Below are 14,546 nucleotides of genomic sequence, written 5' to 3'. Positions count from 1 at the left end.
TTACATTTCCTCCATGAACTTCTCCACGGCGAGTCTGGTCTCCTCGTAGGTCTTTCCTGCCAGGATTATCACCTTGTAGCTCGGGTTGTGCGGATTCTTGAGCTCCTTTATCACGTAGCCCTTCTGGTTTATCTCGTCTTTGATAGCGTTGACCGTGTCCTTGCCGTAGGCCTGCTCCAGCAGCTCCCACGCCTTGTTGCTGACCCAACCGCCGACGATTATGACGTTCTTGTCAGCTGGGAAGTCCTTGAGCTGGGTGTCCTCGACTATGAAGTCGTAGACGTCGTCCGTTGCTTCGATCTTCGGCGCGGTTATGGAGACCTTCTTGGTCACGGACGCAACGCGCACGAAGCGGTAGCCCTCTATTCCGGTTATCTTACCGTCGTCGTTCTTCGTGAACACCGGCGCTATCTCGAGTCCCCACTCGGTGGGCAGCTTCAAAGCGGAGCCCTCGCCGATGAAGACCCTCTTGAAGCCGGCGAGGCTCTCGTTGACGTGGAGGTAGAGGACGTAGAGGTTGTTGGCGGGGTCTATGTCCCAGACCCACTGGCCGCTGTAAACGTCGCCGTCCTGGTACTGCCTGACCTTCTCGTAGTGCCAGTAGTCGTAGGTGACCATCTGGGCATTGTTTATTCCCACGAAGAAGTCGGTGGGAGTGAACACGAAGAGTTCCTTAACGCCCCTCTCAAGGAGTTCGTTTATCCTTGAGGACGGGTACGTATCAAACCATTCGAAGTCCTCGTTCCCGCTGGAGTCAACGTACATGATGTAGTAGTTGCCCTTGTCCATCGTCTTCTGTTTGATTATGCCGCTGGGGTATGTGAGGTCAACCAGCATCTCCTCCTGGTTGATGTTGATATCAACGAACTTCAGGGTCCAGCTCCCGACGGTTATGCTCTCTCCCAGGGAGCTCGTCGTTGATTCGACTTCCGTGTAGGCGTAGAAGTACATGGTGTCCTTCCCGTCGACCGTCGTTGAGATAACCTTGTAGTCCCCGCCGATGTTTAGGGGAGTGGTGTTCTCGTTGAAGATTATCTCGACGCTCCTGTCGGTGAACTCAGCGGCTTTTTTAGTGGAGTTGAAATCGACCCGCGAGAAGTTGACCTGAATAACTATGCCATGCCCAACCGGTTCGTCGCTGACGTTAACGCCGACGTCGGGCATGTCAACGGAGTTGAGCTTGTAGGTCTGGTTTTCATCGGGAATAAGCACGCTGTGGTACTCGACGGGCACAGAAACGGTTTTCGTGTACGTCCCCTGAGAAACACCCTGGAGAACCAGGAATGCACCGAGCCTCGAACCCGTTATGGCGTCCTCACCTATGTGGAGCGGCACACCGTTGACTATCTTGGTGGTCGGGAGGACTATCACTGTGTTCGAGGAATTGATTCCCGTAATCGCTGCGTTAATCGGCGTAAGGAGCAGGCCCAGAACCACCAGGCCCATAAACAGAACCAAAGCCTTTTTCATCGTTTATCACCGATTTAAAGTGCATCTCAACCTTTATAACCTTTCCCCGGAAGTTACTTCTGCGATGATGAGTGAATCCAATACTGACCGGATGATGAACCCCGAACCTGAGCATCGGATTGAAAACGAAGGGCGAACTGGAATGGAGAGACGTCTCGAAGAACTGTACTCCAGCATTGAAGAGTTGAAAAGAGAGAACGAGATGAGAAAAGCCCCGGACAAGCTCGGCTGGGACGACATAGCCCAGGAGATAGTCGGGGCTGTCACCTTCGCCCTCCCCTTCCTGTTCACCGCGGAGCTCTGGGAGATAGCGAAGGACATCTCCATTGAACGTTCAATCGCGGTACTCTTCATGACCCTTGGCATTGCGTACCTGTTCATAGCCAAATCTCGGATAGGGAACCTGAAGAGGGAGGAACTCTTCCACATCCCCAAGCGACTCCTAACCGTCACGGGAATAGCGTACTTAATCTCGGCCGTTCTGATATACGTGTACGGAATCAACAACCTGGCCGACTTCACCCTCGGCCAGTACATCAACGCGACCATACTTATAAGCACCTTCGCGGTGATAGGTGCCATAACCGTTGATATGGTGAAGTGAATGAGGGTAATAACCGGAGACAGGTTCGAGGCCTTCGCAGATGAGAAGGCCATTCTATTCCCCGAATACAGGAAAAACCGCGATGAGCTCATAGATTTCGTGGATTCCCTGAGCGGGGAGGAGACCGTCGTTACGGCGAGTCTTGAGCTCATCGATTTAATCGCCTGGAAGTTCAGGCGGGGCGAGGAGAACGTCCTCATATACTCCGACACGGGGAAGAGCCTCACAATGAAGGAGGTCTACGAGCTGAGGAAGTACCTCGATTTCGACGTCCGCGGTGGCTTTTCTGGGGAGAAGGCGAGGTCAAGTGTCCTCTTCGTCGAGGGGAAGACCGACTCCAAGTTCTTCAAGGCGGTCTTCAAGAAGCTCTTCGAGTTCAAGGAGAGCAGAGAGGCCCCATACAGCCTGCGGTTCATCGAAAGAGTCTTTGAGCGCGACAACTTCGACCTGCTGAAGCGCGAGGAGGACGAGTACTACATCGCGGTGCTGCCGAGTGAAGGCAACTCCGGGGTGATAAGGAACCTCGGCAACTTCCTCAGGGCCATGGACGTCTTCGACTTCACAGTCGAGAGGCTTGGAGTCGCCATTGACATCGATGAGGACAGAGACGCCGCCCTGGCCTCGATAACCGGAAAGCTCTCCGGCTTCAGGCACAGGAAAACACCCCACGGCTACCTCGTCGGGAGAACCGAGGTGGTTCCGCTGATAATCGGCCTGCCCTTCGGGGACGAGGTCATCGAGTGGAAGAAGCCGACCGTCGAGGATTTGATGCTCCACCTCATAGCGCGGGAGGGGCTCCTGGAGAGAATAAAGCCGGGACTCAAGGCCCTCAACGAGAGCCTCGGGAGGAAACTCAAGCCCAAGGAAGTCATGTACCTGGCCCTTTCTGCCTACGGCCACTGGGGCAACCTGGAGGGCTTCTACGAGCTGTTCGTCATACGCTCACGCTTCAGAAACCTCAAGGCGGTTCTAAGGGAGGCCGGACTCATGGAGAGCCTAGCCTACCTGGCAGGTAGGGAGAGGGGGCGTTGAGTTTTTATCCTCCGAGAGAAATCCAGACCGGTGGTGAAGATGAAGCTCGTTTCATTCGACGTCTGGAACACACTCCTAGACATCAACGTCATGCTCGATGCAATGGCCGTCGAGCTCTCCAAGCTGATGGGGGCGTGCATAGTAGACGTCGTCGAGGGAATGATGCTCTCCCGCGAGAGGATAAAGCGCATGAGGGCCCAGACGGCTGGAGACCCCTCTAGGGCTCTCGAAGAGAGCCAGGAGATGCTGGCGGAACTCCTGGGAACAGACGTCGAGCTCGTCAAGAGGGCCGCCGCGAGGGCAACCCTCAACGTTGGCGACGAGATAGTCCTCCCCGGAGCGAAGGAGGCGCTGGAGGGCGTCAAGAGAAAGGGCCTAAAAGTTACCGTGACGGGCAACGTGATGTTCTGGCCGGGTTCGTATACCCGGCTCCTGCTGGAGCGCTTCGGGCTCATGAACTTCATAGACAAGACCTTCTTCGCCGACGAGGTTCTGGCTTACAAGCCGATGCCCGAGATGTTCAAAAAGCCGCTCGAGGTTTTTGGTGTGGAGCCGGACGAAGCTATACACATCGGAGACACTTACGCGGAGGACTTTGAGGGGGCGCTGAGGACAGGCATGTGGGCGGTCTGGATAAACCCCGAGGCCGAGGAGGTCAGAAAAGTCCACGAGAGGGGCTTCGAGGTTCCAGGGGTTGAGGGGATTCTGGAGGTGCTGGAAAGGATAGAAAAGGAGGGCTAGCGAAGGAGTCTGGCATTTACATAATTTTTGGCGGCCAGATACTGTTTCTCGTCCGCAGTCAGAAAATCCGAGTTCAGCGCCTCGGCCAGGGCTATGTAAAGGGCGTCGTAGATCGTAATGTTCTCACTCAATGCTATTTCCAGCCCCCGCTCGAAGAAGTTTTGCGCCTCAAACGTGAGCATGCCCTCCCAGATGAGTTTGAGGACAGTTATAAGGTTTCTGCCGGCCTCTTCGGTGGCTCTACCCCTCCTAATGGCCTTCCATATAGCGTTCATTCCTTCAACGAAGGCATAGTCCAGCGTCGCCGTGCTGGAATCGAGCTCAATTCCCTCCCAGCCTGGTTCCTTGAGGAGAACCCTGACGAGAACCGAGGCATCAACGACTATCACGGTCCTCCCTCACTGACTTCGCTGCAAACCCCTTCTCAACAGAAACCGGCGTGCGTTTGAGTATCTCCATGGCCTCTTTTATCTTCTTTCTCCGTTCTTCCTCGTCTATGCGTCTTCTTATGAACTCTCTAATCTCCTCGCTCCAGTTTATGTCAAGCTCCTTCATCTTAAGCTTCAACTCATCGGGAACGCGGACAGTAACGATGGCCATGTAATACACCTCGAAATACAATTTGAAATACATGGATAAAAAGGTTTCGAAGGGTGTCACTTCCTCCCCTTCGGCTTAAGCCATGCGCCGAGGCCGACCTGCCTCGTTTTCTGATACCTGAGCTCCTCCTTCTTGTAGCCGAAGGCCTTCAGAATCCTCTCCACGGCCGGCAGAACCTGGTTTTCGATGTAGTACTCCGCGTCGTAGCGGTGCTTCGTCGGGTCGAACTCGTCGAACGGAATCGCCCTGTCGCCTATCCTTCCGGAGCCCTTGAGAACGATGTAGCTTATCACCGTGCCTGGGCGTATCTTTACTCCCCTCGCCGCGAGGCGCTTTGCTATGGCCACGTGGGGGCCAGTGGCCTTGTAATCCTTCAGCTCCCTGGTAATCTGCTCGTGGATGACCAGCTTCTCCGGCGGAACCTCGTATCTGCTCAGCTTTTCGGTAACGTCCTTGACTATCCTGACGGCCTCCTCAACGTCACCGTGCCTCAGTATGGCCTCTAAAACCCTCGCCTGGGTCTCCTTGGCTATCTCGCTCCAGTCGCGCCGGACGATTTCAAGCCCGCGCGTGGTTATCTTGCCCTCCTCGTCTATGACAGCGTACTTCTTCTTCGTCACGAAGAACCCCCTGATGTAGAAGCCCTCGTATTCGAGTTCGAGAAGTCCCGGGAGTTTGGGGTTGATGTAATTCAGGAACTCCTTCGCCTTCTTCTTGACCGTCTCGGCATCCTCTCCAGGAATTGTGGCGTGCAGCCCATCGGTGTCCGCGTAGAGCACCTTGAAGCCAAACTTCTCCTCCAGCTCGCGGATCACCATCTCGATGTAGTCCCTGCCCCAAGCTGTAACGCTCTCGGCGCACTCCTTGCAGTACCAGCGGGAGCGGGCGTAGCCGTAGTAGCCGTAGAAGCTGTTGGCAAGGATCTTGATAGCCCTCTGCCTGTAATCGAGGAGCTTCTTCTCCAGCGGGTCTATGCTGGCCTTCATCCTCTTCTTTATCTTCTGTCTCTCATCGAGAAGGGAACCCAAAAGGCTCGGGATGAAGCCCGGGACGTCCTTACAGAACTTATGACCTACCTGGGGAGCCCTGTCGTACTCTTTACAGCCCTCGCGGTTTAGGGTGTCCGGAGAGACGTTGTGGGTGATGATGATCGAGGGGTACAGGCTGCGGAAGTCCAGGTAGACTATGTTGTCCCACAGTCCACGCTCCGGCTCCTTAACGTATCCACCCGCGTAGCCCCCACGCCGTCTCGCAAGTTCCCGCTCGTCGGGCTTGTTTGGGGCGAGCTCGTTCCTCTCGTAGGCCTTCCTCAGGAGGAACCACTCCACGAGGTTGCCGGTGCTTGAGCGGGAGACGTCCCAAAGGCTCTGGCCTATCAGCCTTGAGAGCTGGGCCTCCATCGGGAAGAACTCCCTACCGAGTTCAAAGGTGACCTTCGCGTCCTCCATGGAGTAGTGCGCGACCCTTTCGAGTCCCTCACCGGTCTCCCAGGCCCTGGTTATCTCCTCCGGGTAGACCTTCTCCTTCGGCTTTCCGAAGACGGCCTCATAGACGGCCTCAAGAGTGTAGGTTGGAAGGTTTATCGTCCTCCTTATGACGGGGTACAGGTCGAAGTGGATCCTCCCCTTCACCTCGACCGCAAACCTGTCTCCCATGCGCTGTATTTTGGGCTCGCTCCCATCTCTCCCGAGAGTGAACTTTATCCCAAGCTTCTCGCACCGCTTCTTGAGGTAGGTGAAGTCGAAGTTGTCGCCGTTGTAGGTTATGAGAACATCTGGATCCTTCTCCTTTACAACCTTGAGGAAGCGCTTTATCATCTCCTTCTCGGTGGAGACGACGTCAACGTAGGGGAGGTCTATCTTTTTCCACGTTATGACCCTCGCTTCGCCCTCGTCGGCGTAGCTTATCATGAGAATTGGCCCTGTTCCGAACTCCTCGCCCTCGTGGTAGAGCGTCTCGATGTCGAAGGAGAGCAGCTTGAGCTCCTCGTCGCCCTCCATCGGGACGAGGTTCTTGTCTATGAGGTAGCGCTTGGCGAATGGTATGTCGTATTCGTAGATGTCAACGACGGCAGGATGCTTTCGTATCTCGTCCCTTATCGCCGGGACGTCCTGGGGGTGGGTGAAGTAGAGAACCCAGACCTCCAGGGGCCTGCCGAGGAACTTCTTCTTCACCTTCTCGGCGCGCTTCACCTTAACGACCTTGCCGTGTCGCCCGGCGGTTATCTTCTTGACGTCCTCTATGGCAGAATCGTCCTTCAGGAGGGCGTAGATGTAGGGCTCGAACTCACGGTCGTATTCTATCTTGAACTCGCCGTTTTCCTTCTTGAATATCCTTATGACGGGCTTCCCATCCTCGGTGATGTAGTCGGTATCGAGGATCATAACCAACACCTGTGGGATTATCGACGTGGGAGCTAATAAACCTCACCACCACCTTTTTAAACTCCCCCGCAAAGCCCCGTCCATGGAGCTGTTTTACCGCGTGAGCTTTCAGGAAGTGGTGGCGGACGCGTTAAGCTTGGTTGAGGAGCGCGAGCTCTCATCGAAGCACGCCCTTGAGAGGGTCTTCAAGAGGGTGTCGGGTAGAGACCGGGACAAGGCGCGGGGATTGGCTCATGCCTACGTCTTCGAGATAGAGAAGTGGAGGGCGAAGATAGACTTCATAATCAACTCCGTCCTCAAGGGTTCGAGGGTCGAAGACCTGGACCCATACCTGGCCAACCTTCTGAGGATAGGCACCTTCGAAATCCACTTCAGGAAAGTGCCGCCGGCGGTGGCCACGGACTCAATAATCAGGGTCGTTAAGGAGCACTTTGATTTCTCCCGCGCCAAGTTCGTCAACGCGCTCATGCACTCAATAGAGAGGTTCGACGTTGAAAGTGCCCTAAAGAGGCTCAAGGAGAGGGATAGAATCGAGTGGCTCTCCGTCCGCTTCTCTCATCCCCGCTGGTACGTCGAGTACGCGGTGGAGCTTTTGGGCTACGATGAGGCGGTTAGGTTACTCCTGAGCAACAACAGGCCGCAGAGGTACTACGTCAGAGCAAACACCCTTAAGACGGACGTGGACTCGCTGAGGGACTACCTCGAGGAGAAAGGCGTGAGGACGGCCTTAACTCCCGTTCCGGACGTCCTGAAGGTCCTCGAATATAAAACTCCGGTAACGAGGCTCGACTGGTACAGGGAAGGGAAGTTCGTTATCCAGGATTTAGCCTCTGCCTACGTCGCCCACGTACTGGCTCCCGAACCCGGCGAGAGGGTTCTCGACCTGGCGGCAGCCCCCGGGAGCAAGACCTTCCACGCGGCGGCGCTGATGGAGAACAAAGGCGAGATAATCGCGGTCGACTACTCCTACGACAGGCTCATGCGCATGAGAGAGAAGATGAAACTCCTCGGAATCAAGAACGTCAAGCTCGTCCATGCCGACGGCCAGAGCTTTAAAGACAAGGCCAAGTTCGACAGGATCATCCTCGACGCGCCGTGCTCAAGCTCCGGAACCTACCGGCAGTTCCCGGAAGTGAAGTGGCGCTTCGATGAGAACAAGATCAAGCGCATCGTAAACGTCCAGAGGAACATGCTCCGCAACGCATACGAGAACCTTAGGGAAGGCGGGGAGATGACCTACTCGACGTGCTCGATAAGGATCGACGAGGACGAGGAGAACGTACTCTTCGCGATTGAGAGGGTTGGGCTTGAACTGATAAACTATCCCTTCGACTGGGGAGACAAGGGCTTCCTTGAACTCGGCGATAGGGTTTTCAGAGCGTGGACGCACAGGCACGACTGCAACAGCTTTTTTATCGCAAAATTGAGAAGGGCGGATTAACCGCCCCCAAGTTCCTTCATGGCCTCAATGAGCACGTTGATGGCGTCCTTCTCGGTAACGTAAGCCTTTCTGACGAGGTGCATCTTTGGATACGTCGGTATGGCCCCCCAGACGCGGAGCTTTATGTCGTCGAGGTTGTCCGTGTCCCAGGCTTCCATTATCATCTGGGTTGCGTTCTCGTGGAGTTCCTTCGCCAGCGAAAGGGTGTCGTTGTCAACCCCGGCGGCACTTGCGTTGGCGTATATCTCATCGAACTCGTCGTGAAGCTTGAAGAAGTACATCGTCCATACCTGGGCGATGACCATCATGCGGTTGTACACGAAGAACGACTGGGGAACGTCGAACTTGACGTCGTCTATGAGAACCGCGGTATCTTCAATATCGTCACTGGCATCAGCGACTTCTAGAACAAGGGTTATCTCCTCGCCTCCGTACTGGGAGACGTCCACACTAGCTGTATAGATAGGGGTCATATTATCAAGAACCACGCCATCCTGGTTGTTTACATCTTGGAAATACGGCACGGCCGCGGTAATATAGGGGATACTTCCATTGGGAAGCGTTGCAGCGACTTTTCTTGTCCCATCAGGAAGCTCGACATAGGCGTAGAAGTAATCGTTGTAGGGGGGGTAATCATCCGAGACCATTCTCCACTTAAAAGATAATACCCTTGCACCGCGTGGGACCCTAAGGGTTAAGGTCAACCGCACAACGTCGTATGCATCCTGGCCCGTAACAGGTTGACCGTCCTCAACGTGTATCCCACTAACATTCTCAACATCGTAGTCAGCACCCGCTGTAACGTATCTCGCATCACCGGAGCTCAGAATTACATAGGAGTCCCCCTCAATCGGGAAACCGAGTAGCGGCTTTGTGGTCACCAAAATCTGCTCTTCAACCCCCTTGAACTCCGCACTGACGAGCGAATTCCTGAAGTTGGAGTTTAGAATCGCGTTCGCCTCATCCGTGGCGTCCCTCGTGATGACGCTCCCGTAGACCGCCCCCGTGGGAGGAGATGAAACCACGAAAACCAAAAAGAGCGCCATAACCCAGAGGAAGTTTCGTGTCTCCACTCCACCTCACCTTGGTTTGATGTATGTCATGAAACTATTTAAATATTTTCAAGAAATTCCGGAAATTTTTCGAAAAAATTTCGAAAACCGCTCACAGCGGCTTCCTCTTGACCGGTCCTCCGGGTTTCTCCTCCTCGAATATCTCCGCGGTGAAGCGGTAGACCTTCGTGCTCTCATCGAGCCAGCAGTCGGGCGGAAGGCCGGCCTTCCAGCAGGTCTGGGCCAGAAACTCCTCCTCGTCCCAGCCCCACTCTATCGGCACCTGCGGGAGCAATAGGCCAGAGTAGATGCCCTTCTCAATTATCAACCCATCGCGGCCAACCTTTATCTTCTTCGGCCTTTCCTCCGGAGGTCCTTCAATCGGCTCAGGGGGCGTCAGAACGCTCACCTCGATAACCAGGTCGTTCAGCTCACTCTCCCTCACGGGCGGGAAGCGCGGATCGTCAACGGCGGCGTAGATGGCCGCCTTTATCGTGGCTTCGACGAGCGGATATACCGGAAGGGGAAATCCAATGCACCCGCGAAGGGCCATCTGGGGCGGTGCATGGCGCTTGTTAATGGTCACGAAGACGCCCATCTTCTCCCACAGCTCCGGAGGGGTATCCTCGGGAGGCTTTATCGTTCTCCCGTTTCTAAAGTACTCCTCTATCGCCCTCCTCGCGAGCCTGACGAGGAATTCTCCCCACTCATCCTTGATTTTGTACATCGTCCTCACCCGTCGTTCCTACGGTGAGAAGGGTTATTTACCTTTCCCGCAAAGCTTAAAAAATTGCCGAAGGAAGTTAAGTCGGGTGTCGAAAGTGGTGATCGCTGAGTTCGTCATCGTCCCCCTCGGAGAGAGAAGTCTGAGCAGGTACGTCGCCGAGGTGGTAAAGCTTTTAGAGAGGAAGGGTGTTAAATACCAATTGACACCGATGGCAACCATAATAGAGGTTCCGACCGTGAGGGAAGCTTTCGATATAATCGAGGAGGCGCACGAGCTGATGTTCAAACTCGGCGCTTCGAGGGTTTCAACGACCGTAAGGATCGACGACAGACGCGATAAGCGCGTTCGCATGGAGGACAAGGTGAAATCAGTCCTCGAAAAGGCGAGGGGTGGTTGAGATCAAAGCACTGATTCTCGCTATAGACCGCGATGATGATTTTGGACAGAAGGCCGGCGTTGAGGGGCCGGTGATAGGACGAGACGCCTGCGTAGATGCAGCCCTCAAGCTCAGCCTGGCCGATCCCGAGGACAGCGACGCCAACGTCGTTTACGCCGCGGTTAAGCTCTACGATGGGCTGAAGGAGAGCGGCGAGTTCGAAGACGTTCAGGTGGCCCTGATAACCGGACACCCTAAGGTGGGCGTCAAGAGCGACCTGGAGCTCGCCAGGCAGCTGGAGCTCGTCCTTGAGAGGTTTCCGGCGGATGGCGTCATCACCGTCACCGACGGCGCCGAGGACGAGCAGATATTCCCGATAATAACCTCGAAGGTGCCGATAATAAGCTCCCACAGGGTAGTCGTCAAACAGAGCGAGGGCATAGAGACGACCTACTACATCATCTACCGCTACCTGAGGGAGATACTCAGCGATCCGGAGGTCGCAAAGGTAGTCCTCGGAATCCCGGGAATGATACTCCTACTCTATGGAATCGCGAGGCTGATAGGGGTCTGGTATCCCGAGAGTGTGAAGATAATCTCCGCGACGATAACCGGCACGATACTCCTCTTCATCGGCGGTTACTTCTTCACCAAGGGCTTCCGCTTCAACTTCAGGGAGACCATAGCGAAGCAGTTCATCTTCGTTATATCAGTCATCGCGGGCGCCCTCATAATCGGCGGAGGCGCCATAAACGCCTACTTCAGACTGGAGGAGTACGCGAAGGAGATAATCGGCGGCTGGCCCGGAACGCCGCTCCTGGCAACGCTCATCTACATAAACGCCATAGCGGCCCCGCTGATAATCGGAATCTCCGTGATGATAATGGGAAAGAGCATACAGGCGTACCTTCGGAAGGACTACCACATCTGGTACTACGTCTCGGCGCTCCTCCTGATGCCCGCGCTCTGGATAACCATCGACCTGACGACCAGGTACGCGATGGCCATACTCACGATATCCGACATAGACGTCTTCGCGAAGTTCCTGCTCGCCCTCGCGGACGTGGCGGTGGCCGTTCTCGTTGGAATCTACATGAGAGGAAAAGTTAGGGGATGGGAGAGAGTTGAGACTGGAACGAGCACTTGATGAGTACGAAAAGAGGAGAAAGAAGGCCGAGAAAGAGGTCGAGAAGGTCAGAAAGAAGTACAACAAACACCTCGAGAAGAAAATCCGGGAGATTCTAAAGAAAATAGACTCCCTGGAGAAGAAGGACGTTCCCAAGAACGTGGACGAGAATATAAAGAAAATCGTGACCGCGGAGAAGAAGAACTACGTCACGGCACTGAGGAACGCGCTGGCCAGCATAGAGAACATGGACGACCTCGGGAAGCGCCTTCCAGACTTAGCCAAGCTTCACGTGGGACACGGGAAGTACCTCCTCATAATCTTCGAGAGGGACGTCTACGCCATCAACCGCCTGTTGAAGGAGCTCAACGAGGAGTACGTGAAATACTACAACGAGCTGGGTAGAAAAGGCCTGCCCGACCTCAGACTCAGGGAGCTCATCACGGAAGAGGAGAAGACTAGAGAGAGCATTGCCACCGCGGAGAAGGAGAAGCTGGAGCTGGAGAAGAAGCTGAAGGAGAAGGAAGGAGAACTGGATGAATTCTACCGAGAGCATGGATTTGGGGAGCTTGAGGAGAACATAAAAAGTCTCTCCTCCTCGCTCCGAACTGCCGAAATGGAGGTTCGCTCGAAGGTCTCAAAGCTCCAGAAGCCGATAAAGCGGATGCGCCTCCACGAGCCGATAGCGGACGAACTCGTAAGGGACAGTTCCGTGGCCCTTAGAAAGCCGGACGAGTTCATTTCCCTGCTCCAGAGGATATACCCCAGGCTCGACGGCAAGTACAGGAAAACCGCCCAGTGGCTGATAGAGAACCTCAAAGAGAGGGCAGAGGCCATCGAAAGGGAGAGGGAGAAACTCTCCGAACTCGAAAGGAAGAGGGACAAGATTCTGGCGGATGGAGAGGCCAGGAAGAAGGAAATATGGGAGATTCAGAGGCTCATCGAGGAGAAGGAGGCCGAGATACGGAAGCTCAGACGCCAGCTTGAGCACCTGGAGAGGGAGCTGGACGAGAGTCTGGCGAGGCTCGAGGAGATACTCGGCGAATCGATAGAACGATAGGTTTATGAATTAGGCTTCCCTAATTCTTTTGGGTGGTGAGCATGTTCAAGGTGGACAGACTTCGATTCGGAACGGCCGGAATACCAATATCAACCCCAAAGCGCTCAACTATAGACGGGATAGCCCACGTGAGAAACCTTGGCCTCGATGCGATGGAGCTTGAGTTCGTCAGGGGCGTTAATCTGAGGCCGGAGCTGGCCAAGAAGGTAAAGTACGTGGCGAAGAAGCACGACGTTCTCCTGACCGCCCACGCGCCGTACTACATCAACTTGAACGCGGCTGAGAAGGCCAAGGTCGAGGCCAGCAAGAAGAGGATAATCCAGAGCGCCGAGCGCCTGTACGACGCGGGCGGATGGAGCGTTGTTTTCCACGCCGGCTACTACCTCAAGCAGGACCCGGAGAAGGTCTACCAGAGGATAAAGGGCGAGATCAAGGATATAGTGAGCAGTCTCCAGGACAGAGGGATAGAGGTGTGGATAAGGCCAGAGCTGACAGGCAAGCCGACCCAGTTCGGAGACCTGAGAGAGCTGGTGAGGCTGAGCGAAGAGGTCGAGATGGTTCTGCCGACGATAGACTTCGCCCACGCCCATGCGAGGCACGCCGGAGAGTGCAACACCGCCGAGGAGTGGCGCGAGATGCTCTCCCTGATGGAGGACAGGCTCGGAAGGGAAGCCCTGGACAACATGCACATCCACATAAGCGGCATAAACTACACCTCGAAGGGCGAGAGGAACCACCTGAACCTCCAGGAGAGCGACATGAACTGGGAAGACCTGCTGAGGGTTCTCAAGGAGTTCAGGGTCAAGGGCGTAGTCATAAGCGAGAGCCCGAACATCGAGGGCGATGCAATTCTGATGAAGAAGAAATACGAGGAGATACGGGTTTAAGCCCTCTCAATCCTCCCGTATCTTTCCATGATTTCGAGGAGCCTATCAACCGGAAGGGCGTACCTCACGTGCCCGTTTCCCTCGATGGTTCTGGCCTGCAGGAGCGCGTTGATTACAGCCTCCTCAGTGGCTTCGGCGGCTGCCCTAAAGAGCGGGCTCAGAGCGTTGTCGGGAAGGAAGCTGAGCAGATGGGCCTCCTTATCCAGCGGAACGGTCTGGGCGGTGGAGAATGCCAGAACCACGTCGCCGCTCCCGTGGTAGGCGTAGCCCCCGGTTCTCGCGAGCCCGACAACCGCCCTCTTCCCCAGCCTTCTCAGCTGCCTCGCTGTCAGAGGCGCGTTCGTGGCAACCACCATCGAGATGCTCCCCCTTCCGGAGGTTCCCCTGCCCGGATAGTCCTTCAGCTCAAGGCCAACGGGGACCCCTGCTACCGTCAGGTCCTCCCTCCTGCCGAAGTTCGCTAAAACGAGGGATGCAACCGCATACTCCTCGCCGCCGATTTCGACGACCCTCGACGATGACCCTATCCCGCCCTTGAACTCGAAGGCGCTCATTCCGGTGCCGGCACCAACCGAGCCTTCTTCGAAGTCGAGTTTCGCGTTTTTGACGGCCTCGAAGTAGTGGTCATCTCGAACGGCCATCTTTCTGATGTCGTTTAGGTAAGAATCGTTGCATTCCATGACGACTGGGGAAACGCTCTTCAAATCGGGGTTCAGCTCAATCATGTGCTTGACCATAGCGTTAGCGACCGTATAGACGCTCAGCGTGTTGGTCAACGCTACCGGCGTCTCGATGTAGCCCAGCTCATCGACCTGAACGAAGCCTATCGGCTTGGAGAAGCCGTTCATGACGAAGGTGGCTGAGAAAAGCCTCTCCCTGTATGGGTTCTTGACGGGAGGAAGCAGAACGGTAACCCCGGTTCTGATGTCATCCCCCTCGATTATCGTTGAGTGGCCGGCTTTAACGCCCAAATCCGCTATTGAGTTCCTTTTTCCGTGAGGGTGAAGCCCAATCCTTATTCCCAGCTCGGGAGCCTTCATGGTATC

At 55.3% G+C, this 14,546-nt stretch carries 15 protein-coding genes; 8 read left to right on the top strand and 7 right to left on the bottom strand.

Annotated features, from left to right (window positions below; all coding sequences use genetic code 11):
- The gene (locus CDI07_RS00680; protein ID WP_088179780.1) at window positions 1-1,470 is read right to left on the bottom strand and encodes an S-layer protein; all 1,470 of its coding nucleotides are present in this window, start codon (window positions 1,468-1,470) and stop codon (window positions 1-3) included.
- 142 nt (window positions 1,471-1,612) lie between these two features.
- Here CDI07_RS00680 and CDI07_RS00675 point away from each other — a divergent pair, with 142 nt between their 5' ends.
- From CDI07_RS00675 to CDI07_RS00665, 3 genes are read left to right on the top strand one after another with little or no spacing between them, the layout of a single operon-like run.
- Complete coding sequence (locus tag CDI07_RS00675; RefSeq protein WP_088179779.1) at window positions 1,613-2,074, top strand: DUF2391 family protein; 462 nt, start codon at window positions 1,613-1,615, stop codon at window positions 2,072-2,074.
- Window positions 2,075-3,106, top strand: a complete 1,032-nt coding sequence (locus CDI07_RS00670) for a DUF3226 domain-containing protein (protein ID WP_088179778.1) — start codon at window positions 2,075-2,077, stop codon at window positions 3,104-3,106.
- 39 nt (window positions 3,107-3,145) lie between these two features.
- Window positions 3,146-3,847 (top strand): HAD family hydrolase, encoded by a 702-nt coding sequence (locus tag CDI07_RS00665; RefSeq protein WP_088179777.1) that lies wholly within the window; start codon window positions 3,146-3,148, stop codon window positions 3,845-3,847.
- On the opposite strand, the gene CDI07_RS00660 is transcribed toward CDI07_RS00665, so the two are convergent.
- From CDI07_RS00660 to CDI07_RS00650, 3 genes are read right to left on the bottom strand one after another with little or no spacing between them, the layout of a single operon-like run.
- Window positions 3,844-4,236 carry a type II toxin-antitoxin system VapC family toxin gene (locus CDI07_RS00660; protein ID WP_088179776.1) on the bottom strand — a complete coding sequence of 131 codons (393 nt, stop codon included), beginning with the start codon at window positions 4,234-4,236 and terminating at the stop codon, window positions 3,844-3,846. The genes CDI07_RS00665 and CDI07_RS00660 overlap by 4 nt on opposite strands.
- A complete protein-coding gene (locus CDI07_RS00655; RefSeq protein ID WP_088179775.1) occupies window positions 4,223-4,447 on the bottom strand; it encodes a hypothetical protein in 225 nt (74 codons plus the stop codon). Before CDI07_RS00655 ends, CDI07_RS00660 begins: the two co-directional genes overlap by 14 nt.
- 56 nt (window positions 4,448-4,503) lie before the next feature.
- Window positions 4,504-6,831: a DNA polymerase gene (locus CDI07_RS00650; protein WP_088179774.1), complete on the bottom strand. Its 2,328-nt coding sequence runs from the start codon at window positions 6,829-6,831 to the stop codon at window positions 4,504-4,506.
- Between the two features lie 82 nt (window positions 6,832-6,913).
- Between CDI07_RS00650 and CDI07_RS00645 the strand changes: the two genes are divergently transcribed.
- On the top strand, window positions 6,914-8,272 hold the full coding sequence (locus CDI07_RS00645) for an RsmB/NOP family class I SAM-dependent RNA methyltransferase (RefSeq protein ID WP_088179773.1): 1,359 nt from the start codon (window positions 6,914-6,916) through the stop codon (window positions 8,270-8,272).
- On the opposite strand, the gene CDI07_RS00640 is transcribed toward CDI07_RS00645, so the two are convergent.
- Both CDI07_RS00640 and CDI07_RS00635 read right to left on the bottom strand, forming a co-directional pair.
- Window positions 8,269-9,345: a choice-of-anchor L domain-containing protein gene (locus tag CDI07_RS00640; RefSeq protein ID WP_088179772.1), complete on the bottom strand. Its 1,077-nt coding sequence runs from the start codon at window positions 9,343-9,345 to the stop codon at window positions 8,269-8,271. The genes CDI07_RS00645 and CDI07_RS00640 overlap by 4 nt on opposite strands.
- Window positions 9,346-9,436: 91 nt before the next feature.
- Entirely contained in the window at window positions 9,437-10,051 is a 615-nt protein-coding gene (locus CDI07_RS00635) for a TIGR00296 family protein (protein ID WP_088179771.1), read from the bottom strand.
- Window positions 10,052-10,145: 94 nt separating this feature from the next.
- Between CDI07_RS00635 and CDI07_RS00630 the strand changes: the two genes are divergently transcribed.
- Genes CDI07_RS00630 through CDI07_RS00615 form a run of 4 tightly spaced genes read left to right on the top strand, consistent with a single transcriptional unit; the run spans window position 10,146 to window position 13,500 of the window.
- Window positions 10,146-10,448, top strand: coding sequence for an MTH1187 family thiamine-binding protein (locus tag CDI07_RS00630; RefSeq protein ID WP_088179770.1), 303 nt, complete (start codon window positions 10,146-10,148; stop codon window positions 10,446-10,448).
- Window positions 10,441-11,574: a DUF373 family protein gene (locus tag CDI07_RS00625; RefSeq protein ID WP_193432406.1), complete on the top strand. Its 1,134-nt coding sequence runs from the start codon at window positions 10,441-10,443 to the stop codon at window positions 11,572-11,574. The genes CDI07_RS00630 and CDI07_RS00625 overlap by 8 nt, the downstream gene beginning before the upstream one ends.
- On the top strand, window positions 11,552-12,613 hold the full coding sequence (locus CDI07_RS00620) for a hypothetical protein (RefSeq protein WP_088179769.1): 1,062 nt from the start codon (window positions 11,552-11,554) through the stop codon (window positions 12,611-12,613). Before CDI07_RS00625 ends, CDI07_RS00620 begins: the two co-directional genes overlap by 23 nt.
- A 41-nt stretch (window positions 12,614-12,654) precedes the next feature.
- Window positions 12,655-13,500 carry a deoxyribonuclease IV gene (locus tag CDI07_RS00615; protein ID WP_088179768.1) on the top strand — a complete coding sequence of 282 codons (846 nt, stop codon included), beginning with the start codon at window positions 12,655-12,657 and terminating at the stop codon, window positions 13,498-13,500.
- Here CDI07_RS00615 and CDI07_RS00610 read toward each other — a convergent pair.
- Window positions 13,497-14,540 (bottom strand): P1 family peptidase, encoded by a 1,044-nt coding sequence (locus CDI07_RS00610; protein ID WP_088179767.1) that lies wholly within the window; start codon window positions 14,538-14,540, stop codon window positions 13,497-13,499. The genes CDI07_RS00615 and CDI07_RS00610 overlap by 4 nt on opposite strands.
- Between the last annotated feature and the right edge of the window lie 6 nt (window positions 14,541-14,546).

The organism is Thermococcus sp. 5-4 (assembly GCF_002197185.1).
Lineage (GTDB): Archaea > Methanobacteriota_B > Thermococci > Thermococcales > Thermococcaceae > Thermococcus > Thermococcus radiotolerans.
This window is presented reverse-complemented; position numbering and strand designations above follow the sequence as displayed.